Source organism: Streptomyces sp. NPDC005808, assembly GCF_042871385.1.
Classification (GTDB): Bacteria; Actinomycetota; Actinomycetes; order Streptomycetales; family Streptomycetaceae; genus Streptomyces.
In genome coordinates, this window is record NZ_JBIAIK010000007.1 from 219,646 (window position 1) to 242,366 (window position 22,721).

Sequence of the window (22,721 nt, forward strand, 5' to 3'; positions counted from 1 at the left end):
ACACACACCAGTCATCCGCATCAATCGCACGCGTCAGCGGCGTTCGTCCGTGCCCGCCATCTTCGCCGTCGAAAGCGCCACCCGGTTCCAGGTGTTGATCGTGAAGATCAGGGCCAGGACGTGGGCCAGTTCCCGGTCGTCGAAGACGGCGGCGGCCTGCGCGTAGACGTCGTCCGGGACCCCTCCGTCGGCGACCAGGGTGACGGCCTCCGTGAGGGCGAGGGCGGCGCGCTCCCTCTCCGTGAAGAAGTGACGGGCCTCGCGCCACACCGCGACCATGTGCAGCCGGTCCTCGCTCTCGCCGGCCTTGCGGGCGTCGTTGGTGTGCATGTGGAGGCAGTACGCGCAGTGGTTGATGTGCGAGGCGCGAATCTGGATGAGCTCGACGAGGGCGGGGTCGAGCCCGTCGCGGGCCGCCGCGTCGAAGCCGATGAGCGCCCGGAAGACCTTCGGGGCGGACTTCGCGAAGTCGAGACGGGCGTTGTCGGTCACGGCCGCTCCAGCAGCCTCGGCGACGCTCGTAGTCGTGTTCATCTTCGGGTTCGTGTTCGTGTTCGTCGTCATGACCATGAATCTACGGGGCTGAAAGACCCACTGTAGGGTGCATTTCCGTGGACGAATCATGGGTCAATTCTGCCGAGCGGATCGGTGCTGACCTGCACCTGCATCTGGACGTAGCCGGGTCCGGAGGGCGCCGGGCCGCGCTCATCGGTGCCCTGCGCGAGGCCGTACGCAGCGGCAGGCTCGCACCGGGCACACGGCTGCCGCCGTACCGCTCGCTCGCCGCCGACCTGGGTGTCGCGCGCAACACCGTCGCCGACGCGTACGCGGAGCTCGTCGCCGAGGGCTGGCTGACCGCCCGGCAGGGCTCGGGGACGCGGGTCGCCGTGCGGGCCCAACCGCTGGGCTCCCCCGCGCGCGTAGCGAAAAAGACGCCTCCACGCGCGCGTGGACCCCGGCACGACCTGCGGCAGGGCACCCCGGACGCGTCGTCGTTCCCGCGCACGGCGTGGCTCGCGTCCTACCGGCGGGCCCTCCAGCACGCACCCAGCGAGGCCTTCGGGCCAGGTGATCCCGCCGGCCGCGTCGAACTGCGTCACGCACTCGCCGACTACTTGGCACGCGCGCGTGGCGTGCGCACGGAGCCGGGCCGGATCGTGATCTGCTCCGGCTTCGCGCATGCCCTGCGGCTGCTCTTTCCCGCGGTTCTACGGGGCCCACTCGCCGTCGAGTCGTACGGCCTCGGCTTCCACCGCGAGCTGCTGGCCGCCGCGTCCGTACGGACCGTGCCGCTGCCCCTGGACGAAGACGGTGCCCAAGTCGGCGAGTTGGGCCGGGAACGGGCCGTACTGCTCACGCCCGCGCACCAGTTCCCGACCGGTGGCCCGCTGCACCCCGAGCGACGTACCGCGGTGATCGACTGGGCAGGCGCGCGTGGCGGCGTGATCCTGGAGGACGACTACGACGGGGAGTTCCGCTACGACCGCAAGCCGGTCGGTGCCGTGCAGGGCCTGGACCCGGAGCAGGTCATCCACATCGGCTCGGTCAGCAAGACCCTGTCGCCCGCGCTGCGGCTCGGCTGGATGGTCCTTCCGGAGCGGTACGTCGGTGCCGTGCTCGCGGTCAAGGGTGAACGGGAGGCGTGGGCGGGCGTACCCGACCAGCTCGCGCTCGCCGACTTCATCGACTCCGGGTCCTACGACCGCCATGTGCGGCGCATGCGGCAGCGGTACCGGGGGCGCCGTGACCGTCTCGTCGCCGCTCTGGCCGCACGGGCACCGCACATCGAGGTCACCGGTGTCGCGGCCGGCCTGCACGCGGTGCTGCGGCTGCCGCCGGGGACCGAGCAGTCGGCCGTCAAGGGCGCCGTCTGGCAGGGCGTAGCGCTGGACGGGCTGGGCGAGTTCCGGCACCCGGAGGCGTTGATGCCGGCGCCGGACGGGCTCGTGGTGGGGTACGCGACGCCTGCCGAGCATGCCTATGGGGCGGCACTTGACGCGTTGTGCGGGGTACTGCCGCCGGCGTGACCCTGTCGGTCATCGGTCATCGGCCATCGGCCATCGGTCATCGGTCATCGGCCATCGGTCATCGGCCATCGGCCATCGGTCATCGGTCATCGGCCATCGGTCATCGGTCATCGGCCATCGGCCATCGTCGGCCGGAAAGTGACCTCCACCTGACATACAGCGCACCCACCGTGCGTGGAGTCGACGCGGCCGGAGCCGCTCACCGCGCGCACGCAGCCGGCTCGAGCCCGAGCCACCCACCGCACGCAGTCGACTCAAGCCCGAACCACCCACCGCACACACGGCCAGCTCAAGCCGAAGTCACGGCTTGCGGCCCACCGCCGCGTACCCCGGCACCGGCTCGTCGCCCTCCGTCACGATGACCACGCCCAGTTCCGGCTTCCAGTCGGCGAGCAACACCACGCCGGGCTCGACCAGTTCGAGGCCGTCGAAGAAGCGGGCGATCTCCGCGCGGCCCCGCAGTGCCATGGTCAGGCCGCGCCTGCGGTACAGCTCAGCCGCCATGGCGGCCTTCTCCTTGTCGAACTCGCCCGAGGCGTGGGACAGCATCAGGTAGCTGCCGGAGGGGAGTTCGGCCAGCAGACGGTCGACGAGTTCGTAGGCACCGTCCTCGTCAGGGATGAAATGCAGCAGCGCGACGAGCGAGAGGGCCACCGGCTGGGTGAAGTCCAGGACTTTCCGGGCCTGTTCGAGAATCCTGTCCGGATCCCGCACATCGGCCTGGACGTACTCGGTGACACCCTCGTCCGTGCCGCGCAGCAGGGCCACCGCGTGGGCAAGCACGATGGGATCGTTGTCGCAGTAGACGACGCGCGCGTCGGGTGCGACCCGCTGGGCGATCTGATGGAGGTTGGGCTCGGTGGGGATGCCGGTGCCGATGTCCAGGAACTGCCGGATGCCGCTCTGGGCCAGCCAGCGAGTGGAACGGTGCATGAAGGCGCGGTTGATCTGCGCCATGACCGGCACCCGGGGATCGACGGCGAGGAGCTGATTGGCCATCTCCTCGTCGACGGGGTAGTTGTCCTTGCCGCCGAGGAACCAGTCGTACATCCTCGCGGGATGCGGTTTGCTCGTGTCGATCTCGATGGGGCCCTGCCCGGTCATGACGTTCTCCGTAGGTCCATGCGATGCGTGCCGTGACGCGTGCCGTCACGCGTGCCGTGGCAAGCGATCATGTCGGCGTCGACACAGTGGTCAAGTCGGCGCCACGATTAGGGAGTTGAGGCAGAAGTAAGCAGAGGTACGCAACGGATCAGGACAGCAGGAAGTCCGCCTCACCGGCCTTGGCACCCTGGATGAACGCGGTCATCTCGCCGGGCGTGTAGATCAGTGCGGGCCCGTCCGGGTCCGCCGACTGGCGGACCGCGATGCGCCCGTCCGCGAGCTTCATCGCCTCCAGGCAGTTGCCACCGTTGCCGCCGCTCCACGGCTTGTGCCAGCCCTCGCTGCCCAGTTCACGGGCGGGCATTCCGTTGTAGATGCGCGCATTGCGTATCCGCGGCCTCATGCGTTCCATTCACAGCTCCTTGCGGAGATCCCGAAGGATCTCCTTCGTGCGATGTGCAGTAGCGGCCTGAGCCGCCATACGGTCCATGACCTCGAGGTGGGTCGCCACCTCAGAGCGCGCGTCCAGGTAGACGGCGCCGGTCAGGTACTCGCTGTAGACCATGTCCGGGAGTTCCGGCACGGCGAAGCGGAAGAGCACGAAGGGCCCGTACGTGCCGGGGTGCGGTCCCGAGGAGAACGGGATCACCTGCAGCGTCACGTTGGGCAGCTTCATGACCGCGAGCAGCTTGTCGATCTGGGCGCCCATCACCTCCGGGCCGCCGATGGGACGGCGCAGGGCCGTCTCGTCCATCACGGCCCAGACCCGCGGGGCGTCCGCGCGGGTGAGCAGATCCTGGCGTTGCATGCGCAGCGCCACGTGCCGCTCGATGTCCTCGGGTCTGGTCTGGCCGATGGCGCCGGCCTTCAGGACACCACGCGCGTACTCCTCGGTCTGCATGATTCCGGGAACGAAGTGAGGTTCGTACTGCCGGATGAGGGCGGCCGCGCCCTCCAGGCTGACGTACATCGAGAACCAGCCCGGCAGGATGTCGTGGAACCGCTGCCACCAGCCGGGTTTGTTGGCGTCCTCGGCCAGCAGGACGAAGCCCTCGGCCTCCTCGTCGGAGACGCCGTACGACTTCAGGAGGAGCTGGAGGTAGGGGATCTTGAGGGAGACCTCGGCCATCTCCATCCGGCGGACCGTGGCGGGTGCGACACGGAGGATCCGCGCGGCCTCCTCACGCTTGAGGCCCGCACGTTCGCGCAGGTCAAGCAGACGCCGACCCAGAACGACCTGGCCGACCGTCGGCGCGGACCGCGGTTCACTCACGTCCCACCTCCGTAAAAAAGTCTGACAGCCGGTTCACAGTGCCCTGACAGCCCGGACGGCGCCGTTCGGGGTCCTTTTCGACGATCCCAACTGGCGCCGCCCGGCGTGCTGTTGCGAGCAGTGTGCCACGCGCCTTCACGGAGTCACACGGCACTCTGCATTTTTCATAGTGACTCTTGCCAAGTGTTCACGGCGGGGCGATAGTGGCAAGCGTGACTCCGTCCGTGCCCTTAGGAACAGACGCCGCCGAGGACCGCTTCGGTCCCGGCGCCGCCACCCAGGACCGGCTTGGTCCCGATGCAGCCGAGGACCGATCCGGTCTCCGCGCCGACGCGGGGCCCCGCCCCGGCCTGGCCGCCGAGCGCCGATTCCGCTTCGAGCTGGCCGCACACCCGGGCTCCGTGGCCCGGGCCAGACGCCTGACCGACGCCTGGCTGTCCGGCTGGGCGGTGTGCGAGGACACCTGCGACACGGCGACCCTCGTCATATCCGAGCTGGTCACCAACGCCATCGTGCACACCGCCGGTGAGCGCGTCTTCTGTGAGCTGCATCACGCCGAAGACCTGGTGCGGATAGCGGTACGTGACGAGGGGTGCGCTCCTGGTCAGCCGCGCCCCTGGCCGCAGCGGCCCGAGGAGGAGCACGGGAGGGGATTGCTCCTCGTCGGCGCCGTCTGCAGAGCCTGGGGAGCTCAGGAGACCGGCCCCGGGCTGCTGGTCTGGGCGGAGCTGGAGCACCCGGGGGACCGCCGTTCGCCCGACCGGCTCGACGCGGACACCGAGGCCCGGTTCGACCTGGGATGGAGCGCGAAGAAGCCACAGGCCGACGGCCGGGGCACGGGGACGGAAGCGTCCTGGGGAACGGGGACCGAATGAGTGCCAGGGGTACGTTGGCCGCGGGACCCGGAGCGCCGGTTCTCAGCCTGGACACCCTGGTCCGCCTCAAGCGCGCTCAGTGGGCGCCCGGACCGGCCAGACGTCTCCCGGTGCCCCAGGGCATGACCCTGCCGCTGGGCTGTGACGCGGTTTCCGTGCCGGCCCGGTTCGGTCCGCTGCTGCTGCCGCGGCTGCCCCGCGTGGGCTGCGTCTACGCCGACCGGGCGAACTGGTGGTGGATCGTCCCCTCGGACTCCGATGTGGCCCTGGACTGGCCGGCCCCCGCGTACTACGCCACGGGCGCGGTCATCCCCGACGCGCCCGACGCTCCGGGGCTCATCCACAAGCCCGCCGGCACCGTTCCGTACACCCCGCCGATCCCGCTCTATCTGGCCCTGTGCCGGGTGATGGGAACGACACCCGTCTGGTCGCGTCCGATCAGCGCGTAGGGGCCGACTCAAGGCGTAAGGGCCAGGCTCACGCGCTGGACCCCGGCGCAGCGCGGAGAGCTCACCTCGGCCCCCGGCCCAGCACGGAGAGATCACCTCGGCGCGCGGGCCCCCGGACCCAGCACGTAGGTCTCAGCTGAGCCCGTGGCGCCCGGCTCGGCTCAGAGGGCCCGGCGCAGCGCGTAGGACCCCGTCTGCGCCGGCTCCACCACCGCGCGCGCTCCGGACGTGACCCGAGTGCATCGATTGCCGTAAAACTCCGTCGCCGCCCCGGGTGGAGCGCACCGTTCCTGGGGAATGCACCGTGCGTCCACTCTCGGGGGAGGCCAACGGTGCGGATACGGGCGAAGAAGCGGCGCGGCGACGACAAACCGGCACCCTCCGAATCGGAGCATCTGCTCTTCGGCGGACCGCTCCGCTACGACATGGGCTGGTCGCAGCACGCCGACGCGTTCCTGGAGCTGAACTTCCGCGCCATGGTGACGCGGTTGCCGTCCCTCCTCGCGTCCAGTTTCCGGCTCGCCTGGACGGCGGACCGCCGCGCCGCCCGGATCGTGCTGACCGCCGAGCTGTCCCGCGGCATGGCTCAGGCGGTGAGTCTGCTGGCCGTCAACAGCGTGCTGGGCCGGCTGATGACGAACGGACCGGTCGAGGGCCGGCTGCGCGGCGCCCTCCCGGCACTGGTCACGGTCGCCGTCGTCATGCTGTTCGCCGCACTGCTGCGCGCCGCGTCGACGTACGCGACGGGTCGGCTGGAGCCGAAGGTCGAGCGGGTCGCGACCGAGCTGTATCTGGAACGGGCGGCGGCGGTGGAGCTGGCCGCCATCGAGGACGACGCCTTCCACAAGCTGCTGGACACCGCTCAGTACGGAGCCCGGTCGGCCCGGAGCATGATCACGATCGCCGCCCGGGTGGTGAACGCGATGATCTCGCTGTGCGCGGCGGCCGGCGTCCTCACCGTGCTGCACCCCGCGCTGCTGCCGCTGCTCGTGACAATGACGCTGCCGAGCGCCTGGAGCGCGCTGACGATCGCCCGGCGCCGCTACGAGTCGTTCCACACCTGGGTGCAGCACGCCCGCGCCGGGCACCTCATCAGCAGCCTGCTCACCGAGCCCGCCGCGGCCCCGGAGATCCGGGTGCACGGTGTCGGGCCGTTCCTGCTGCGCCACTTCCGCTCGATGTCGGAGAGCGCGGAGGCCGAACAGGCGCGCCTGGCCCGGCTTTCCGCCCGTACCGGCCTGATCGCGGCGGCCTGGACGGGGCTGGCCACAGTGGCGACGTACGCGACCCTCGGCGGACTGCTGCTGGCCGGCGCGATGGCACTCTCCGTCGCCGGTACGGCCGTCATCGCGATCCGCACCGGCTCCGCGAGCCTCGGCACGCTCGTCCTGGAGATCAACTCCCTCCACGAAGAGGGCCTGTTCGTGGGCGACCTGCAACGTATGTACGTCGAGGCGGCCGAACGCGCGATCCCCCTGGGCGGCGATCCGCTCCCCGCAGATCCGCGCGAAATACGCTTCGAGAACGTCACGTTCACCTATCCGGGCTCCTCGACCCGGCCCGCACTCGCGGACGTGACCCTCAGCGTGCCGCTCGGCAAGATCGTGGCGCTCGTCGGCGAGAACGGCTCGGGCAAGACCACCCTGGTGAAACTGCTCGCGGGCCTGTACGCGCCCGAGCACGGCCGGATCCTGTGGGACGACGTCGACGCGGCGACCGCGGACCGGCACCAACTCGCCGAGCGCATCGCGATGGTGGCACAGGACTTCAAACGCTGGCCGTTCACCGCCCGCGTCAACGTCGCGGTCGGCCGCGCCTCGGCGCCGCTCACCGACGAGCGCCTCACCTCATCGGTGGCCGAGGCCGGGGCCGAGGACGTCGTGGCGGATCTGCCCCGCGGCCTCGACACCCTCCTGGCCCGCGGCTTCAGCGGCGGGCACGAGCTGTCGGGCGGACAGTGGCAGCGGCTCGGCATCGCACGGGCCGCCTACCGGCGCGGCGCCATCCTGATCGTGGACGAACCCACGGCGGCACTCGACGCCCGGGCCGAGCTGGAGGTGTTCGAGAAGATCAGGGCGCTCGCGGGCACCGGCCAGACCGTCATCCTCATCACGCACCGGCTGGCGTCCGTGCGCCACGCCGATCTCGTACACGTCCTCGACCAGGGCCGCCTCGTGGAGTCCGGCAGCCCGGCGGAACTCCTGGCCGCCGGGGGCGTCTACGCGGAGCTGTACTCGCTCCAGGCGGAACAGTTCACGTCGAAGGTCCCGGCGAGGAAAGCCGGCTGATTCCGATGCCCCGAACAAGAAAGCCGACCCCGACCTGGGAAGCCGATCGCCCCGCCGGGAGGGAACCCCCAGGACGGCCCGCGGCCTCACTCAACGAGCTCAGCGGCCCGGACAACCACCAGGAACGCGTCTGTCGACAGATCCATGACCACCTCGGCGGCCTGACCTTCCAGACGGCGCGCCTGCGCGAATTCCTCCGCGGGCCACGACCCGCGCGGCCCACCTGCGGGAAAGCGCTTCAGCACCGTTCGCCCGTTCACCTTGCACCTCCATGTAGCGCTGCTCTCGTAGAGTTAAACGCCCTTCATGGGGTGAACGACTCGTGAAGTAACAGTACTGAGACTTAGTCGACACGTGATCTCGGGTTCAGTGTGAGGTAGCTCTCGCTTCGGCACGCCCCGTGTGAGTCGTCGTGTCGTAGTGTCGTCGTTTCAGTCCGCGTACTCGTCGTGGTAACGGATCCGTTCACTGCCTGCGGGCGCCCCCAGCGCAGATGAGCGCCCCCTGGGCTCCTCCCACTCCTCCTGCCTTCCCAGCGCGGTCAGGTCCAGCAGGCTGGTCGTGGAACCGATCCCGTCGAGTCCTCGCTCGTATGTCGAATACGTGTGGAAGACGCGGTCACGGTCCCGCAGGAAGCAGCTGATGCCTGGCCGCTCGTAGGGCTCTTCACCGCCGAAGGATGCCTGGAAGTCGTAGTTGAACTCGTTGTCGTAAGACGAGTACCACGGCACCGTCCAGCCCATGCGTGCCTTGAAGGGGAGGATTTTCGTGTGCGGCGCGCGGGACACGGCGGCGAACTCGGTGCCCCGGGCCCGCAGATGCGCGAGGTGACCGATCTGGTCGAGGAATGCCGAACAACTACGGCATCCGGCGGCCCACTCCGGCGCGAACATGAAGTGGTAGACGACGAGTTGATTCCGCCCGTCGAAGAGGTCGAGCAGTGTCGCCTTCCCGTCGCCGCCCTCGAACACGTACTCCTTGTCGATCTCGACCATCGGCAGCCCACGGCGCTCCGCGTTGAGCGCGTCCCGCGCACGCGTGGCGGCCTTCTCCTTGGCCAGCAGTTCTTCACGCGCCGCGCGCCACTCGTTGCGCGACACGATCTGCGGAAGCGTCATCTGCCCCTCCTACGAAAAACGGTGCCTTCGTGAGGTGGACCGGAGGCAGCAGCGGAACTCATCGGAGGGAACGGAGAAATTCTGAAATCGGCCCCTACGTCTCTGGATTCAGCCGAATTCCGTACGCCACCGGAAGCGCGAGCAGTCCGCGGGCGCGCACGGAGGGACGCCTCCACACATGGGCATGACTCCGCCCTGGCCAGAGCGGATCAGGCGTCGTACTCATGGATTCGCTTCCCGTGACTCCGGTCGATCAGGGCGGGCAGCCGCTCGCCCAGCTCCCTTACGGTGGACGGCAGATCAAGCGTGAGCAGCTCGCGATCCCGCATCACCACACGTCCGTCGACGATCGTCGTCCGTACGTCCGAGGAGCGGGCGCTGTGCACGAGTGTGGCAGCGAGGTCGTGCACGGGCTGGGTGTGCGGACCGGTGAGGTCGACGAGGATGATGTCGGCCCGCCGCCCGGGCGCGAGGCGGCCGATCCGCTCGCCGAGTCCGACGGCCCGCGCGCTCTGCAGCGTGGCGTGGTGCAGAGCTTGACGCGACGTCAGCCACCTCGGGTCGCCCTCGGTCGACTTCTGGACGAGCGAGGTGAGCGCCATGGACTCCCACACGTCCAGGGAGTTGTTCGAGGCGGCCCCGTCCGTGGCGAGCCCGACGGGAACACCGATCTCGCGCAGGGCGCGCACCGGTGTCGGGCCCCAAGCGAACTTCAGGTACCCACGGGGCGCGGTCGCGACGGCGACGCCTCCCGCCTGCCCCGCGCGCTCCAGCACCGGCAGGTCGCGCTCGACGATTCCGGTGCCGTGCGCGATGAGCACGCTGGTGCCGGTGGAGAGGATCCCGGTCCGCTCCAGGATCTCGATCGGTGTGCGACCGTGCCGGGCAAGGCTGTTGTCGGTCTGGTCGCGGCTCTCGGAGGCGTGGAGGTGCACAGGAAGCCCGTGCGCGCGGGCGATTTCGGCGGTCGCGGCGAGGTCGGCGTCGTCCACCGTGTACGGGGCGTGCGGGGCGAGTGCGGTGGTGATGCGGCCGTCCGCCGATCCCCGGTGCCGCAGCGCGAACTCCATTGACTTCGCGCGGCCTTCGGGGCCCCCCGAGGAGAAGAACGCCTCCCCCAGATGCGCGCGCAGCCCGGTTTCCGCCACCACGGCGGCGACGATGTCCATCGAGAAGTAGTGGTCGGCGAAGCAGGTGACCCCACCGCGGATCATCTCGGCGCAGGCCAGCCGCGCGCCCAACTCCACATCCTTCTCGGTGAGGTTGGACTCGATCGGCCAGATGAAGTCGTTGAACCACTCCTCGGCGGGCAGGTCCTCCGCGATGCCGCGCAGCGCGACCATCGGCGAGTGGGTGTGGCAGTTGATGAGGCCGGGCATCGCCACCTGGCCGCGGGCGTCGATGCGCTGGGCGGCGTCCACTCGCGGATCGCCGCTTGTGACGGCTTCGATGACCCCTCCCCGTACGACGATCGAGGCGTCCTCGACGAAGGCGATCCCCTCGTGCTCTTCGTGCACGAGGGCGGTGCATCCGGTGATGACGAGATCGGCGGGGTCCTGTGCGCGGGTGGACGGGGTCGCGGGAGACGGCGTCATTGCGTCACCGTACGACGGGGGCGCGGCGCGGGGGCACCTGAACCTCGGATCTCGCGGAACTCGCGGAACCGCCGGACCCCCGGAACGGCCGGGAGCCACGGAACGGCCGGGAGCCACGGAACCGCCGGGACTCCTGGAATCGGGATCGCGGAACCGGGATCGCGTTTCTCGTGCCGGACGCGGGACAGCAGCGATTCGCGGCTGTTCGCGGCATCCCGGTGCCGGCCATCACACAGCGATGCGGATTTCCGGTGCTCGGCCGTGCTTCACGCGCAGCCTCGCCCGTACCCGCCCCTCGGCCAGTTCGCCGAGGAGTTCGGCGATCCGCTCGCTGTGGCGGGGAGTGAGGCACCCGGTGTCGTCGAGTTGCACGGCGCACGCGGTCGTCGTGTCGACGAGCCGTTCGAGGGTGACCGCCACCGCGTCCGTACCCTCCGCGTGCCGTGCGAGGGCGGGGAGTTCGGCCGCGGTGAGGTCGATCGCGGCCTTCGCCTCGGCGAGCGCGCGATAGGCCTCGCGCCGCAGGGCCCAGCGTCCGGCCCGGTCGTCCGTCGTGTCGTCGCTCAGCACATGCGCGAGATAGGCGTCGGCCGCCTCAATGGCACGGGCGAGCCGGGCCCGTACCGTCCCTCCGCGCTGTCCGAGCGCCGGCAGATGCCCTACGAGCAGCACGATCCCGCAGGCCAGCAGCGTCTCGCTGATGCGGCTCCAGGCGGCCGGCGGCTCGCCCGCCACCATGACGAGGGCGAGTACGAGGACGGTGACCACGGCGGTCTGCGCGGCGAAGTGCCGCGTGGCGACGGGAATCAGGGCGCCGCAGACTGCCACGGCGACGATGAGCCCGGCGGGCCTGGGCAGCAGCGCGGCGAGCCCGGCGAAGACGAGGGCACCCAGCACCGTGCCGGCCGCCCGGCACAGCACGCGCGAGGCGAGCGGCCCGAGATCGGGCTTGACGAGGAAGACGGCGGTCGCGGGGAGCCAGTACCAGTGGGAGTGGTCCCCGGACCACGGGGCGTGCTGCAGGGCCTGCGCCACGCCCGCGCTGGCACCGAAACAGAGGGCGACGCGGAGCCCGTACTCACGCCCTCCCAAGCCGAAGGCGGTGCGCATGAGGGACCGGGCGGTACGACGCCGGGTGTGCAGGTTCTTTCCCGTGCCGCCTCCGTCGAAGGCATCCGCGGCGTGGAGCAGGGCGTCGTCGAGGGCGCGGAGAGCAGGCGCCGAACGAGCCGGCGCGGGCAACGGTCCGGTGTGCGTACCGGTCCGCACGGCGGCGGCGAGCCGCCGGGGTCCCTCCGCGGCCCGCGCGGGCACTGTCTCTCCCACCCAGGCGAGCGCGGTCGCGGCCTCGGCGAGCGGCAGCGCGGCGGTGTACTGCGCGTGCAGCCGCCGCTCGGCCCCGGAGCTGGCATACCGCCGCAGCCGGGGCCCGGCGAGGGCGTCCTGTGCGTGATCGAGCGCGGCGGTCAGTGCCACCCGGCGAGCGGTCGCGTCCGTCCCCCCGGCGGCTACCAGCAGCTCGGCGATCGCGTCGTACACCGCGCCGACGGCGTCCCGCTCACCGTCGAACCGGTAGTCACCGGCGGTGGGCCTGGTCGTCGGCAGCGCGAGCCGCAGGGCGAGCAGCCAGCCGGCTCCGGCGAGGTAGAACAGCGCACGCTGCCAACCGGGTTCGGGGAGCGGCATCCCGGCCCCGATGGCCGCGGCAACGAGCAGCTGCGTCCCGGCACCCGAGGAGACCGGCCCGACGGCACTCACACCGCCGGCGACAAGACCGAGCAAGGTGAGGAGCAGGGTGAGCGTCACCGCCTCGACATGCTCGCCGGCGTACGACCCGACGAGCAGCCCACCGGCCCCCGCGAGGGCAGGTACCCCAAGTCTCTTGACGGCGGTCCGCCGGCTCCCCGGCCGGTCGTTGAACCCGGCCAGCATGGCGCCGAGCGCGGCGACGACTCCGACGGACGGCCGGCCGGCGACCACCGCCGCGAGCAGCACGGGCCCGGCGGCCAGCGCACCCCGGACGACCGCGCTCCAGGGAACCGGTCCGCCCTGTGCCCGCAGGGCATGGGCGAGCCAGGGAGGTACGGCGACGCTGGGGAGTGCCACGGGGCTCCTGTCGGTCGAGGGCGGGGGTTGCCTTCGGGCGACGTCGGCCTGGCTGGCGTGCTGTCCACGGTAAACGGCGTTGCTGGAGGGAAGCGGGCGCAAGCGTTTCAGCGAGGTGACACTTCACGGGGATGCCGCGACCTTTATGTACGCAACTCCTGTGCGAAGGGCGCCCGGGGCGCCGCCCCGAAGTGGCACCTCCAGCCGCCCCTCGCCCCCTCCGCTTTCGGCTCCAGCAACCCTCGGCTCCTCTGCTTGCGGCTCCAGCCGTCCTTCCCCCTCCGCTCTCGGCTCCGGCGGCCGCTGTCAGTGGCACGCGCTCTAATGGGAGATGTCGTCACAGAGCGTCACGACTGCTGCTGGCTACCGGGGGAGGTGGCGAACGTGGGTTACGAAGAGGACGGGCAGAGGTACGTGTCCGTGGCCGGACTGCGGGCGCGGGGGTGGACCGGCGCGATAGTGCATCGGCTACTGGGGCCGCCGGACCGGCTCAGTGTCGACCCGCGACGGAGGTCGGCCCCGCACACCCGCCTCTACCGTGTCGAGCGGGTCGAGGCGGCCGAGCGCAGCGAGATCTTCCGGAGCGTGGCGGACACCGCGGCCCGGCGATCCGACCTGGTTCGAGCAGCCTTGGAGCGGCGACGACAGGAAGTACTGGAACGCATCCGAGTGGAGCCGATCGAGGTACCGCGCCTCGACCCGGGCAAGCTGGCGCTGCGGGCCATGGAACACCGGGCGCGGAAGGAGTACGCCGCGCTCGACGCGGACGGTTCCATGCCATCCGGACGCGCTGGACCCACCACGCCCGGGTCCACAGGCCGCGCCACGCCTGGATCCACAGGCCGCGCCACGCCTGGATCCACAGGCCGCGCCACACCCGGCTCCGCCCCCGTCGGCCACCAGGTCTCCCCCTCCCCATCCCCCACTCCCACCCCCGGCGGAGTCACCTCACCCACCGACGCTCCCGGCGCTGCGCCGCCCGTCGCCTCCGGCGGTCACCGTGCCTCCCTCGCTCCCTGGAAGGTCGACTACCTGCGATATCGACTGGCCCACTACGACCGACTACTCGACGGACTCCCGGGGCACGGCCGCTTCTCCGCACGGGCCACGGCCGTCGCACTGTTGCGGCGGCGGATCTTCGAGGCCATCGCCGAGGCCTACCCGGCCCTTGCGGAGGAATGCGAGCGCCAGGCGCGTGCTCAAGGGCTCAATGCACCGCCCCGGTGAGGTCCACTCTGTCTGTTCCTCACGCGTCCAGGCCGACGGCGGCCGGCCGGGGGCGCGCACGTTCAGGCCGACTACCCCTCGACGGTGCGGCACCTCTTCGGTGAGGACGAGAAACCCCGGTAGCGGAACCGAGCTGGAGGAAGCACGCTTTCGGAATCCGTCAGCGGAGGGCGTACTTGTCCGTTGCCGCCACCAGGGCGTCCACAACGCCCGCCGCCCCCATGGTGTGCCCCACGTCGTCGATCAGGGTCAACTCGCTCCCGGGCCAGGCCTGATGGAGGCGCCACACCGTGCCCAGCAGGTTGCCGAAGTCCAGGCTGCCCTGGACGAGGGTGCCGGGGATGCCCTTGAGCAGGGGCGCGTCCCGGAGCACCACGCCCTCGTCGTTCCCCTCCCCCAGGAAGTGGTCGCTGCCGAAGTAGTGCGTGACCGTGCGGGCGAATCCCATACGGAACACGGGGTCCTCGTAACGCTCCGCAGAACGCGGTGGCGCGGGAACGATCGCCGTCTCCCAGTCCGTCCAGGCACGCGCCGCCCGCGCCCGCACGCCGGGGTCGGGCGACTCGAGCAGCCGGCTGTACGCGGCAGCGAGGTTCCCCTCCCGCTCGCCCTCCGGCAACTCCGCGCGAAACCGCTCGAAAGCTTCGGGGAAGAACTGCCCCAGTCCCCTGGTCAGCAGCGCCACTTCGGCGTTCGAGCCGGTGGCCACCGCGGTCAGCACCAGTTCGGAGACGGCGTCCGGATGCGTCTGCGCGTAGCGCAGCCCCAGCACCGAACCCCACGACACCCCCCACACCAGCCACCGTTCGACGCCCAGGTGCTGTCTCAGCAGCTCCAGGTCCCCGATCACATGCGCTGTCGTGTTGACGCTCATGTCCGTCCCGTACGCGCTGGCGTGCGGGGTCGAGCGCCCGGCGCCGCGCTGATCGAGCAGCACGATCCGATACTTGGCGGGGTCGCAGTAGCGTCGGAACCAGGGACCGCACCCGGACCCCGGGCCGCCGTGCAGCATGACCGCGGGCTTCCCGTCCGGGTTCCCGCAGACCTCCCAGTACACGCGGTTGCCCTCCCCGACATCGAGCATTCCGTGGTCGTACGGTTCGATCTCCGGATACAGGCCCATCGGGCGAGGCTAACCGGCGTACGGCGTTGTCGTCAGCCCCGCCACCGCGGCCGCCGTACGCAGCACGTGCCGCAGCATGGCGGGGGTGAGCCGCCCGGTGAACGTGTTGCGCTGGCTGACGTGGAAGCACCCGAAGAGCTCGATCGAGCCGAGCGAGAGCCGCGCCCCGTGCGCGAACGCCGGGCGGGGACGGGGCACTGCCCACCCCGCCTCGGCGAAAGCGGGCAGCGCGGCCTGCCACCCGAATCCCCCCAGCACCACAACCGCCCGCAGAGAAGGCCGCAGCAGCTCCAACTCCCGTACGAGCCAAGGACGGCAGGCGTCCCGCTCCTGCGGCGTCGGCTTGTTGGCAGGCGGAGCGCAGTGCACGGGCGAGGTGATCCGTACGCCGTACAGGGTCAGCCCGTCGTCCGCGCTCTCGGCCGTACTCCGCGACGCCAGCCCCACGTCGTACAGCGCCGTGTACAGCACGTCGCCCGACCGGTCCCCCGTGAACATCCGCCCGGTCCGGTTCGCGCCGTGCGCGGCGGGTGCAAGTCCGACAATCAGCAGGGACGCGTCGGCGGGTCCGAATCCCGGGACGGGCCGACCCCAGTACGTCTCGTCGGCGAAGGCTGCGCGCTTGGTGCGGGCCACTTCCTCACGCCATTCGACGAGACGCGGACAGGCCCGGCACCCGGTGATCCGATCGTCCAGTTCCGCCAGGCCGCCGCTGTCCATACCTCCACCGTACGACCAGGAGGAACAGGACGATCAGGTCATCGCCGCGACGGCCGCCACGAGCCCACAGACTGCTGGCAGTGACCGAGGAAACCTCACCCACCCAGGAACTCTCAGAGGTCGGCCTCGCCTCGGAGCGAGGTGACCGTTCGCGCGACAGGGTCCGGCTCCGCCGGCGGTCCCGCGGAGCGTCGGCGTCGGCGCCGGCAGACTGCCGAGCCGTGCCGTACGCCTTGGATCCCAGTAGGCCCCGCGAGCGGAAATTCCACCCGGGCCGCCCTGCCCAGGGAACTAAAGTCGAGTCATGGCTTCTGAGCGTGCGGACGACGACAAGGACACCGGCGAGAGCGGCGCAACGAACGGCGCCGGCGGCTCGGCGGATGCCGTAGCCGCGGCCAGGGCTGCCGGTCCTGGCGGTGGCGAGACCGTGCGGGTGGACAGCTGGATCTGGTCCGTGCGTCTCGTCAAGACCCGCTCCATGGGTGCCACCGCCTGCCGCGGCGGGCACGTCCGTGTGAACGGCGACCGCGTCAAGCCCGCCTACGCCGTGCGCGTCGGCGACGAGGTACGTCTGCGGCACGCGGGCCGGGAACGGGTCGTCGTCGTGAAGCGCGTTATCCGCAAACGGGTCGGCCCGTCCGTCGCCGTCGAGTGCTACGTCGACAACAGCCCGCCGCCACCGCCGCGCGAGGCCGTCGCTCCCGCCGGCATCCGCGACCGCGGTGCCGGCCGGCCTACAAAACGTGACCGCCGCGAGATGGAACGCCTCCGCGACCTCTCCCGCCCGCAAGCCGGGCCCGACGGCTCCTGAACCCACGACCGCTGCAACCGCTGAAACGCGCACGCGCACACGCACACGCACACGCACGTAGGAGATTCGCCCACGCACCGGTACGACGGCGAGGGCGCCCAAGTGTTTCTGGGGCGCCCTCGCCGTCGTACCCGGGCCCGCGGTCGGAGTGCGGCGGTCGGCGCGGTCGGCGCGGTCGGCGGCCCGGTCATGCCCGTCGTCGCACCAGGCGGAGCAGCTCCATGGTGAGACTCCTGCGGGCCCAGGCGATCAGCGCGAGCGGCAGGATCAGGATGAGCGGCGTCGCCACATACGGCCCGTGCAGGACGGTGACGTTCACGATGAAGGCACCGACCATCAGCGCGCTGAGCGACACCGCGGCGACGGACGACAGCAGCGGTATCAGCAGTGCGATGCCTCCGGCGAGTTCGAGGGCGCCGATGATGTACATCCCGGTGCTGCCCCATCCGAGCTTGTCGAAGCCTTCGGCCGCCGAGGGGTGTGCGATCAGCTTGGGCAGGGCGCTCGCGATGGCGTAGAAGAGGCCGAGCGCGATCTGCAGGGCGCCGAGGGAGACCCGGGCATTGCGACTGCGGGGCGCTCCGGCGGCGGTGGCGGAGGGCGCGTGGGCGACGGAGGTGACGGGGACGCTGGTCTCGGACATCGGGGTCTCCTGTGTGAAGTGGTAGCCGTTGTTCTCACAGAGGTAGACCGGGTGCACATCCGGAACTCATCGGCGTGGGAGGGGATTTGGATGGCCCCCGCCCCGCACCCGTCTCCCTGCCCTCCCGGAGTTGAACAGCTGAGTTGAACAGCTGAGTTGAACAGCTGAGTTGAACAGCTGAGTTGAACAACTCAGCCCTTTACCACCCTCACCCACACCTCGTCCTCCGTCAGATACCGGTCCACCCTCAACCCGGCCTCCCCCAACGCCTCTTCGAACTGCTCCTTCGTCAACGGTCGGGCCAGAAACGTCTGGGTCCAGGTGGCGTCCGGGAACAGGTACTCCACATGCACCGAGTCGACCCCGTCGCCGACCGGCGCCGTCGACACGATCCGTACCGTGAAGCCGGTGGGGTCGACCCGCTCACGGGGCACGTTCGTGTGGTAGTCCGCGGCCTCGCGCTGGATCAGCACGCAGCCTCCCTCAGCGACATGGCGGGCGCATGCGCTCAGCAATCCGCGCCGCACCTCCACGTCGCCGCTGTGCACGAGGAACGACGCGAGCATCACCACGTCGAACGTCTCGCCCAGGTCAAGACCCTCAATCGGGCCGCATATCGTGCGTGCCCCGCGGACCCGCTCCAGCATCTCGGCCGACTCGTCCACGGCCGTGACCGTGAACCCGCGCTCCAGTAGCGGATGGGTCATCCGCCCCACCCCGCTGCCCAGTTCCAGAATGTGTGCACCCGCCGGCACCGCCGCGCTGATGATGTCCGGTTCGTCCCCGACAGTCAGCCGCGAATAGAGCTCGACCGCGCACCCGTCCGGAGTGATCGCACCCGGTCCTGTCCCCTCGTACCCTTCACGCATCTCCATCCTCATACCCGTCCAACGGGCGCCCTTCGTCGGCCCGTTCCCACCCCCCACCACTCGTTCGAGTGAAACGTTCGAAGCACACCACTCCACATCACACGGCCCACGTCGCCCGGCCGGATCCAGGGCAGCCGCCGCGACCGCTGTCCCATGGTGAACGTGCCCCACGAAGAGTACGTTTTTTCATTAGGAGTAGTGATCGGGATGCGTACAGGCAGTGAACCGATGACAGCGCGGAGTGCTCTGCGGATGCGTTTCTGGCTGAGCGCCTGGGGTCTGATCTGGGCGGCCGCCGGGACGGTCGGGTTCGCTCTGGCCGGGCGGCCCGGATGGGCGGCCGCCTGCGGTGTGCTGTGGGTGATCGTCACCGCGGACATGGCCGTGATCCTGCGGCACATTCGTCAGGGCCCGCACTACCAGCCGGGACGCGACGTCCCGCCGTACCGCCCGCCGGATCAGCGCCACCCGTGACCGGGTCGACAGCCACGAGGCGTACGGGGGCTCGGCTTACGAGTCGAAGCGCGCCGCTTCCAGATACTGCGGGTTCGGATCGAGCGCCGCCGCCAGTCTGAAGTGCCGTTTCGCCTGCTCGGGGCGGAGCATCCGCTCATAGGTGCGGGCGAGCGCGAAGTGCGCGAACGCGTTGTCCGGCTCGCGCTCCAGGACGATCGTGAACTCCAGCTCGGCGGGGCGCAGTTGCGCGGCGGCGAAGAAGGCACGCGCCCGCAGCAGCCGTGCGGCGGTGTTTTCCGGATGCGCGGCGATGACAGAGTCGAGCAGCTTCACCGCGCCCCGCGGGTCGCGGGCGGCGAGCAGTTGCTCGGCGGCACGGAAGTCGATGACATGTGTCTCCGGGGTACGTCCGGTCGAACCGCTGGTCTCGGGCACGGCTGAGTCCTTCCCTCACTGAAGGGGTTCAACGCCCGGCTCGGCGACCCGTATTCCATGGTCGTCGCCCCAGGGGTTCCCTCACAGCCGGCGTGGGGCTCCCGCGGTCAACATCACGCAGCGCCCTTGTCCGTGGTTCAGAGGCCGTCATTCGTCCTCGTCGGCGCCCGCTGCCCATCCGTCGGCATCGCAGGACGCCCGCATCTCCCATCACAGAACTCCCGCGACCGTGGGCCATCAGGCCGCCCGCGCCACGAGATCCGCCCATACCTCCCGTACGCGCCGCTCCAGCTCCGGGAGGGGGACGTCGTTGTCGATGACGACGTCCGCGATCTCCAGGCGCTTTTCTCGGGTGGCCTGGGCGGCCATGCGCGCGCGGGCGTCCGCCTCGGTCATGCCGCGCAGCCGTATGAGCCGGTCGAGCTGGGTGCCGGGACTGGCGTCGACCACGATCACGAGGTCGTACAGGGCCGCCAGCCCGTTCTCCGCGAGCAGGGGCACATCGTGTACGACAACGGCGTCTTCGGACGCGGCGTCCTCCAGCTCGCGGGAGCGGGCGCCCACCAAGGGGTGCACGATCGAGTTGAGGACGGCGAGCTTCTCCGGATCGGCGAAGACGATCGAGCCCAGCTTGGGGCGGTCCAGGCTCCCGTCGGGCGCGAGCACGCCCTCACCGAAGGCGTCGACGACCGCCGCGAGCCCGGGAGTTCCGGGCGCGACGACCTCACGCGCGATCCTGTCCGCGTCGACGAGCACCGCGCCCTGTTCGACGAGCAGCCGCGACACCTCGCTCTTGCCGGCGCCGATTCCACCGGTCAGGCCCACCTTCAGCATGACCAGAAGCTTAGGGCCCGCCTCTGACAGTCGCCCGCGAGCCCCGGGGCGAGGGGCGAGGGTCAGCCCTCGCCCTCCCGCTCCGCCAGGAACCGCTCGAACTCCAGTCCGATCTCGTCCGCCGACGGAATGTCCACCGGCTCGGCGAGCATGTTGCCGCGCGTCTCGGCGCCCGCGGCGGCGTCGTACTGGTGCTCAAGGCCCTGGACGAGGGCGACGAGTTCCTCGTCACCTTCCTGGATCTGCCGGTCGATCTCGGTCTGCGTGCGGTGCGCCTCGGTGCGCAGGGCGTGCGCGATCGTGGGGAGCACCAGGCCTGTCGCGGCGGTGATCGACTCGAGGACGGTCAGCGCGGCGTCGGGGTACGGAGAGCGGGCGATGTAGTGCGGCACGTGCGCGCCGACCCCGAGGATGTCGTGTCCGGCCTCCATGAGCCGGAACTCGACGAGCGCCTCCGCGCTTCCGGGTACCTGCGCCTCGTCGAAGGGGCTGCGGTGGCCGGGCACCAGGTCGGTGCGGTTGCCGTGCGGCGTGAGGCCCACAGGACGCGTGTGCGGGACGCCCATGGGGATGCCGTGGAAGTTCACCGAAAGGCGGACGCCGAGGCGCTCCACGATCTGCTGGACGGCGGCTGCGAAGCGCTCCCACTCGACATCCGGCTCAGGGCCGGAGAGCAGCAGGAAGGGCGCGCCGGTGGCGTCCTGCACGAGCCGTACATCAAGGGTCGGCTCCTCGTAGTCGGTCCAGCGGTCGCGCTTGAACGTCAGCAGTGGACGCCGGGCCCGGTAGTCAACGAGCCGGTCGTGGTCGAAACGGGCGACGACCTGGTGGGGCAACGTGTCGAGCAGCCGGTCGACGATCTGATCGCCGGTTTCGCCCGCGTCGATGTATCCGTCGAAGTGGTAGAGCATGACCAGTCCTGCCGACTCCTGGGCGAGCGCCATGTCGACAACAGCCAAGCCCTTCGGCTCCCATGCGTACAAACCCTGCGGATCAAGCACTGTGACCGCTCCTCCTTGTGTTCGTACTGCACAACGTGGCGTGGAGCGCGGGCATTCCCCACCGGCGCTCCACACGGGAAACCTCTCACCGACTTCTCAGCCTCCACGAGAGATCCCGGAAACGGCTGCTGAAGCCGTCACGCGGACAGCACGCGCGCGTGGAGCGCGGTAACCGCCTTGCGGGCAGATGTGAAGGCGCCATGCTGCCAGGCATCGGTGTAGCTGAGCCAGTCGCCCGCGAAGTACACGCGTCCGGTGGGCTCGTTGAGGGGCTTGTAACGGGCGTCGTCGGGACCGCCGGGGGTGCTGTGCCAGGCGGCCTCCAGATGGGGTGTCTGGCGCCAGTGGTGGGAGAAGGAGGACGCGAGTTCGGTGCGGTACTTCTCGCCGTAGATCTTCACGCCCGCGGCCACAGCGCGGGTCTCCCGCTCCTTGGGCGTGAGCTTCGCGTACGCGTCCGCGTCGTCGCCGTAGTTGTAGTAGCCGATCATCACGCCGCGCTCGCCGTGGAAGCCGTACGAGGGGTGCCAGATGTGGGTGACGTCCTGGTCGGTCTCGGTGATGCCGCCATAGATCTTGTGATCAAGCTCCCACCAGCGCGAACGGTACTCAAGTCCGATCTTGGCCGCCGACGAGGGAGTGATCGCCTGCAGAGCCGTCTGCACACCCGGGCCGAGGTTGTGCGGGATCTTGGCGAGGATGTTGGGCGGGAGGGCGCCGATACAGTAGTGGGCGTCGAGGGACTTGGTGCGGCCGCCCTGGGTGTAGGTGACTGTGACGCCGCTCCCCTTGTCGGTGATTTTCGAGACGGCTGCCCCTGTACGGATGCGCTGGGCCCCGATCGCCTTCGTGAGCGCGCGCGGTATCTGGTCCATGCCGCCCACCGGCTGGAACATCAGCATCGCCTGGTCGAAGCCGAACTCGAAGGAGAAGTAGCGGCCCACCCCGGTGGCGAGGATCTCGGAGGCGGAGGGCACGTCGCCGAGGAGTACGCCGGGGGTTCCGGCGGCGGCCGGTACCGTGCTGTAGCCGCGGCGCTCGCCGCCCTCGTAGGTGAGCTTGTCACCCAACTCCCCGAAGTCCTTGAGGAACTCGACGAGCCTCTCCTGGTCGGTGGCGGTCAGCTCCTTGTCGAGAGCACCCTTGTCGGTGGCCTTGGCGAGCAACTCGGAGACGTAGCCGTAGACATCGGCCTTCGCGGTCCGGTACCGCATCGGCTCGGTCATGCCGCTCGACTCGTTGTAGATGTACGCGTCCGCGTTCGTGTTGGTGAACACCTCGATGGGGACGCCGAGTTCGCGACAGTAGTCGAGGGTGACCATCCACTGCGGGAGCCGGGCGGGGCCGGCGTTCATGTAGTGGCCCTCACTGAAGCGGGCCTTCTGCGTGTTGCCGTAGAGGTCGGTGGTCGAATCACCTCCGCGGACAGTGAAGTTGCGGCCTCCGGTGCGGTCCCTGGCCTCCAGGACCGTACAGTCGTAGCCGGCTTTCCCGAGTTCGTACGCGGCCGCGAGTCCGGCGATACCGCCGCCGACGATGACGACCTTGGCGGCGCCGCGCCCGGTGAGGGTGAAGTCGCTCGACTTCAAGGCGCGGAAGGGCTGTTCACGCTGGGCGGCCTGCGCGGTGGGCGCGAGACCGAGGGCTCCCATGGTGGCGAACATGGCGCCCGCGCCACCGGTGAGACCCACATTGCGCAGGAACGAACGCCGGCTCGCACCCGGCCCACTCTGAAGCTCTGTCATGGCTTCGGCTCCTCTGTCGATC

At 70.3% G+C, this 22,721-nt stretch carries 24 protein-coding genes; 8 read left to right on the forward strand and 16 right to left on the reverse strand.

Going from position 1 to position 22,721, the window contains the following annotated elements:
* Nucleotides 1–33 precede the first annotated feature (33 nt).
* Entirely contained in the window at nucleotides 34–564 is a 531-nt protein-coding gene (locus ACFYPC_RS18005) for a carboxymuconolactone decarboxylase family protein (protein WP_388676799.1), read from the reverse strand.
* Nucleotides 565–611: 47 nt separating this feature from the next.
* On the opposite strand from ACFYPC_RS18005, the gene ACFYPC_RS18010 reads away from it, so the two are divergent.
* Both ACFYPC_RS18010 and ACFYPC_RS18015 read left to right on the forward strand, forming a co-directional pair.
* Complete coding sequence (locus tag ACFYPC_RS18010) at nucleotides 612–2,027, forward strand: PLP-dependent aminotransferase family protein (RefSeq protein ID WP_388676803.1); 1,416 nt, start codon at nucleotides 612–614, stop codon at nucleotides 2,025–2,027.
* Entirely contained in the window at nucleotides 1,981–2,169 is a 189-nt protein-coding gene (locus tag ACFYPC_RS18015; RefSeq protein ID WP_388676805.1) for a hypothetical protein, read from the forward strand. Before ACFYPC_RS18010 ends, ACFYPC_RS18015 begins: the two co-directional genes overlap by 47 nt.
* Nucleotides 2,170–2,327: 158 nt before the next feature.
* On the opposite strand, the gene ACFYPC_RS18020 is transcribed toward ACFYPC_RS18015, so the two are convergent.
* The 3 genes from ACFYPC_RS18020 to ACFYPC_RS18030 all read right to left on the reverse strand — a co-directional run bounded on the left by ACFYPC_RS18020 (nucleotide 2,328) and on the right by ACFYPC_RS18030 (nucleotide 4,404).
* Nucleotides 2,328–3,131, reverse strand: a complete 804-nt coding sequence (locus ACFYPC_RS18020; protein ID WP_388676807.1) for an SAM-dependent methyltransferase — start codon at nucleotides 3,129–3,131, stop codon at nucleotides 2,328–2,330.
* A gap of 148 nt (nucleotides 3,132–3,279) precedes the next feature.
* Nucleotides 3,280–3,543 carry a DUF397 domain-containing protein gene (locus ACFYPC_RS18025; RefSeq protein WP_388676810.1) on the reverse strand — a complete coding sequence of 88 codons (264 nt, stop codon included), beginning with the start codon at nucleotides 3,541–3,543 and terminating at the stop codon, nucleotides 3,280–3,282.
* Complete coding sequence (locus tag ACFYPC_RS18030) at nucleotides 3,544–4,404, reverse strand: helix-turn-helix transcriptional regulator (protein WP_388676812.1); 861 nt, start codon at nucleotides 4,402–4,404, stop codon at nucleotides 3,544–3,546. It abuts the gene before it with no gap.
* 203 nt (nucleotides 4,405–4,607) lie between these two features.
* Between ACFYPC_RS18030 and ACFYPC_RS18035 the strand changes: the two genes are divergently transcribed.
* From ACFYPC_RS18035 to ACFYPC_RS18045, 3 genes are all read left to right on the forward strand, one after another.
* Nucleotides 4,608–5,279, forward strand: a complete 672-nt coding sequence (locus ACFYPC_RS18035) for an ATP-binding protein (protein ID WP_388676815.1) — start codon at nucleotides 4,608–4,610, stop codon at nucleotides 5,277–5,279.
* Nucleotides 5,276–5,728, forward strand: coding sequence for a hypothetical protein (locus ACFYPC_RS18040; protein WP_388676817.1), 453 nt, complete (start codon nucleotides 5,276–5,278; stop codon nucleotides 5,726–5,728). The genes ACFYPC_RS18035 and ACFYPC_RS18040 overlap by 4 nt, the downstream gene beginning before the upstream one ends.
* A 425-nt stretch (nucleotides 5,729–6,153) precedes the next feature.
* Nucleotides 6,154–8,016: an ABC transporter ATP-binding protein gene (locus ACFYPC_RS18045; protein ID WP_388677293.1), complete on the forward strand. Its 1,863-nt coding sequence runs from the start codon at nucleotides 6,154–6,156 to the stop codon at nucleotides 8,014–8,016.
* A gap of 86 nt (nucleotides 8,017–8,102) precedes the next feature.
* Here the strand turns inward: ACFYPC_RS18045 and ACFYPC_RS18050 are convergent, their stop codons facing one another.
* The 4 genes from ACFYPC_RS18050 to ACFYPC_RS18065 form a co-directional block, all read right to left on the reverse strand.
* On the reverse strand, nucleotides 8,103–8,276 hold the full coding sequence (locus ACFYPC_RS18050) for a hypothetical protein (RefSeq protein ID WP_384381688.1): 174 nt from the start codon (nucleotides 8,274–8,276) through the stop codon (nucleotides 8,103–8,105).
* Nucleotides 8,277–8,447: 171 nt separating this feature from the next.
* Complete coding sequence (locus ACFYPC_RS18055) at nucleotides 8,448–9,134, reverse strand: DUF899 domain-containing protein (protein WP_388676820.1); 687 nt, start codon at nucleotides 9,132–9,134, stop codon at nucleotides 8,448–8,450.
* Between the two features lie 209 nt (nucleotides 9,135–9,343).
* Nucleotides 9,344–10,729, reverse strand: a complete 1,386-nt coding sequence (locus ACFYPC_RS18060; RefSeq protein WP_388676823.1) for an amidohydrolase — start codon at nucleotides 10,727–10,729, stop codon at nucleotides 9,344–9,346.
* A 228-nt stretch (nucleotides 10,730–10,957) separates the two neighbouring features.
* Nucleotides 10,958–12,835, reverse strand: coding sequence for an FUSC family protein (locus ACFYPC_RS18065; RefSeq protein WP_388676826.1), 1,878 nt, complete (start codon nucleotides 12,833–12,835; stop codon nucleotides 10,958–10,960).
* A 384-nt stretch (nucleotides 12,836–13,219) separates the two neighbouring features.
* Here ACFYPC_RS18065 and ACFYPC_RS18070 point away from each other — a divergent pair, with 384 nt between their 5' ends.
* Nucleotides 13,220–14,062 carry a hypothetical protein gene (locus ACFYPC_RS18070; protein ID WP_388676829.1) on the forward strand — a complete coding sequence of 281 codons (843 nt, stop codon included), beginning with the start codon at nucleotides 13,220–13,222 and terminating at the stop codon, nucleotides 14,060–14,062.
* 160 nt (nucleotides 14,063–14,222) lie between these two features.
* On the opposite strand, the gene pip is transcribed toward ACFYPC_RS18070, so the two are convergent.
* Together pip and ACFYPC_RS18080 are read right to left on the reverse strand one after the other, a co-directional pair.
* On the reverse strand, nucleotides 14,223–15,185 hold the full coding sequence (pip, locus tag ACFYPC_RS18075; protein WP_388676832.1) for a prolyl aminopeptidase: 963 nt from the start codon (nucleotides 15,183–15,185) through the stop codon (nucleotides 14,223–14,225).
* Nucleotides 15,186–15,194: 9 nt separating this feature from the next.
* Nucleotides 15,195–15,905, reverse strand: a complete 711-nt coding sequence (locus tag ACFYPC_RS18080; protein ID WP_388676835.1) for a uracil-DNA glycosylase — start codon at nucleotides 15,903–15,905, stop codon at nucleotides 15,195–15,197.
* A gap of 304 nt (nucleotides 15,906–16,209) precedes the next feature.
* Here ACFYPC_RS18080 and ACFYPC_RS18085 point away from each other — a divergent pair, with 304 nt between their 5' ends.
* Nucleotides 16,210–16,716, forward strand: coding sequence for an RNA-binding S4 domain-containing protein (locus tag ACFYPC_RS18085; protein ID WP_388676838.1), 507 nt, complete (start codon nucleotides 16,210–16,212; stop codon nucleotides 16,714–16,716).
* A 187-nt stretch (nucleotides 16,717–16,903) separates the two neighbouring features.
* On the opposite strand, the gene ACFYPC_RS18090 is transcribed toward ACFYPC_RS18085, so the two are convergent.
* Both ACFYPC_RS18090 and ACFYPC_RS18095 read right to left on the reverse strand, forming a co-directional pair.
* The gene (locus ACFYPC_RS18090; RefSeq protein ID WP_388676841.1) at nucleotides 16,904–17,359 is read right to left on the reverse strand and encodes a DoxX family protein; all 456 of its coding nucleotides are present in this window, start codon (nucleotides 17,357–17,359) and stop codon (nucleotides 16,904–16,906) included.
* 191 nt (nucleotides 17,360–17,550) lie between these two features.
* Nucleotides 17,551–18,228: a class I SAM-dependent methyltransferase gene (locus ACFYPC_RS18095; protein ID WP_388676844.1), complete on the reverse strand. Its 678-nt coding sequence runs from the start codon at nucleotides 18,226–18,228 to the stop codon at nucleotides 17,551–17,553.
* 207 nt (nucleotides 18,229–18,435) lie between these two features.
* Here ACFYPC_RS18095 and ACFYPC_RS18100 point away from each other — a divergent pair, with 207 nt between their 5' ends.
* Nucleotides 18,436–18,702 (forward strand): DUF6343 family protein, encoded by a 267-nt coding sequence (locus ACFYPC_RS18100; protein ID WP_388676847.1) that lies wholly within the window; start codon nucleotides 18,436–18,438, stop codon nucleotides 18,700–18,702.
* Nucleotides 18,703–18,738: 36 nt separating this feature from the next.
* Here the strand turns inward: ACFYPC_RS18100 and ACFYPC_RS18105 are convergent, their stop codons facing one another.
* The 4 genes from ACFYPC_RS18105 to ACFYPC_RS18120 form a co-directional block, all read right to left on the reverse strand.
* Nucleotides 18,739–19,119 carry a tetratricopeptide repeat protein gene (locus ACFYPC_RS18105; RefSeq protein ID WP_388676850.1) on the reverse strand — a complete coding sequence of 127 codons (381 nt, stop codon included), beginning with the start codon at nucleotides 19,117–19,119 and terminating at the stop codon, nucleotides 18,739–18,741.
* 237 nt (nucleotides 19,120–19,356) lie between these two features.
* Nucleotides 19,357–19,953: a dephospho-CoA kinase gene (gene coaE / locus ACFYPC_RS18110; protein WP_388676853.1), complete on the reverse strand. Its 597-nt coding sequence runs from the start codon at nucleotides 19,951–19,953 to the stop codon at nucleotides 19,357–19,359.
* A 62-nt stretch (nucleotides 19,954–20,015) separates the two neighbouring features.
* Nucleotides 20,016–20,954, reverse strand: a complete 939-nt coding sequence (locus ACFYPC_RS18115; RefSeq protein WP_385738320.1) for a PAC2 family protein — start codon at nucleotides 20,952–20,954, stop codon at nucleotides 20,016–20,018.
* A 137-nt stretch (nucleotides 20,955–21,091) separates the two neighbouring features.
* Nucleotides 21,092–22,699: a flavin monoamine oxidase family protein gene (locus ACFYPC_RS18120; protein ID WP_388676857.1), complete on the reverse strand. Its 1,608-nt coding sequence runs from the start codon at nucleotides 22,697–22,699 to the stop codon at nucleotides 21,092–21,094.
* Between the last annotated feature and the right edge of the window lie 22 nt (nucleotides 22,700–22,721).

Bases quoted from the DNA above. Each gene is read 5' to 3' on its own strand.
- ACFYPC_RS18005 (WP_388676799.1), bottom strand. From the start codon at position 564: ATGACGACGAACACGAACACGAACCCGAAGATGAACACGACTACGAGC.
- ACFYPC_RS18015 (WP_388676805.1), top strand. From the start codon at position 1,981: ATGGGGCGGCACTTGACGCGTTGTGCGGGGTACTGCCGCCGGCGTGAC.
- ACFYPC_RS18020 (WP_388676807.1), bottom strand. From the start codon at position 3,131: ATGACCGGGCAGGGCCCCATCGAGATCGACACGAGCAAACCGCATCCC.
- ACFYPC_RS18025 (WP_388676810.1), bottom strand. From the start codon at position 3,543: ATGGAACGCATGAGGCCGCGGATACGCAATGCGCGCATCTACAACGGA.
- ACFYPC_RS18040 (WP_388676817.1), top strand. From the start codon at position 5,276: ATGAGTGCCAGGGGTACGTTGGCCGCGGGACCCGGAGCGCCGGTTCTC.
- ACFYPC_RS18045 (WP_388677293.1), top strand. From the start codon at position 6,154: ATGGGCTGGTCGCAGCACGCCGACGCGTTCCTGGAGCTGAACTTCCGC.
- ACFYPC_RS18055 (WP_388676820.1), bottom strand. From the start codon at position 9,134: ATGACGCTTCCGCAGATCGTGTCGCGCAACGAGTGGCGCGCGGCGCGT.
- ACFYPC_RS18060 (WP_388676823.1), bottom strand. From the start codon at position 10,729: ATGACGCCGTCTCCCGCGACCCCGTCCACCCGCGCACAGGACCCCGCC.
- pip (WP_388676832.1), bottom strand. From the start codon at position 15,185: ATGGGCCTGTATCCGGAGATCGAACCGTACGACCACGGAATGCTCGAT.
- ACFYPC_RS18080 (WP_388676835.1), bottom strand. From the start codon at position 15,905: ATGGACAGCGGCGGCCTGGCGGAACTGGACGATCGGATCACCGGGTGC.
- ACFYPC_RS18085 (WP_388676838.1), top strand. From the start codon at position 16,210: ATGGCTTCTGAGCGTGCGGACGACGACAAGGACACCGGCGAGAGCGGC.
- ACFYPC_RS18090 (WP_388676841.1), bottom strand. From the start codon at position 17,359: ATGTCCGAGACCAGCGTCCCCGTCACCTCCGTCGCCCACGCGCCCTCC.
- ACFYPC_RS18095 (WP_388676844.1), bottom strand. From the start codon at position 18,228: ATGCGTGAAGGGTACGAGGGGACAGGACCGGGTGCGATCACTCCGGAC.
- ACFYPC_RS18100 (WP_388676847.1), top strand. From the start codon at position 18,436: ATGCGTACAGGCAGTGAACCGATGACAGCGCGGAGTGCTCTGCGGATG.
- coaE (WP_388676853.1), bottom strand. From the start codon at position 19,953: ATGCTGAAGGTGGGCCTGACCGGTGGAATCGGCGCCGGCAAGAGCGAG.
- ACFYPC_RS18120 (WP_388676857.1), bottom strand. From the start codon at position 22,699: ATGACAGAGCTTCAGAGTGGGCCGGGTGCGAGCCGGCGTTCGTTCCTG.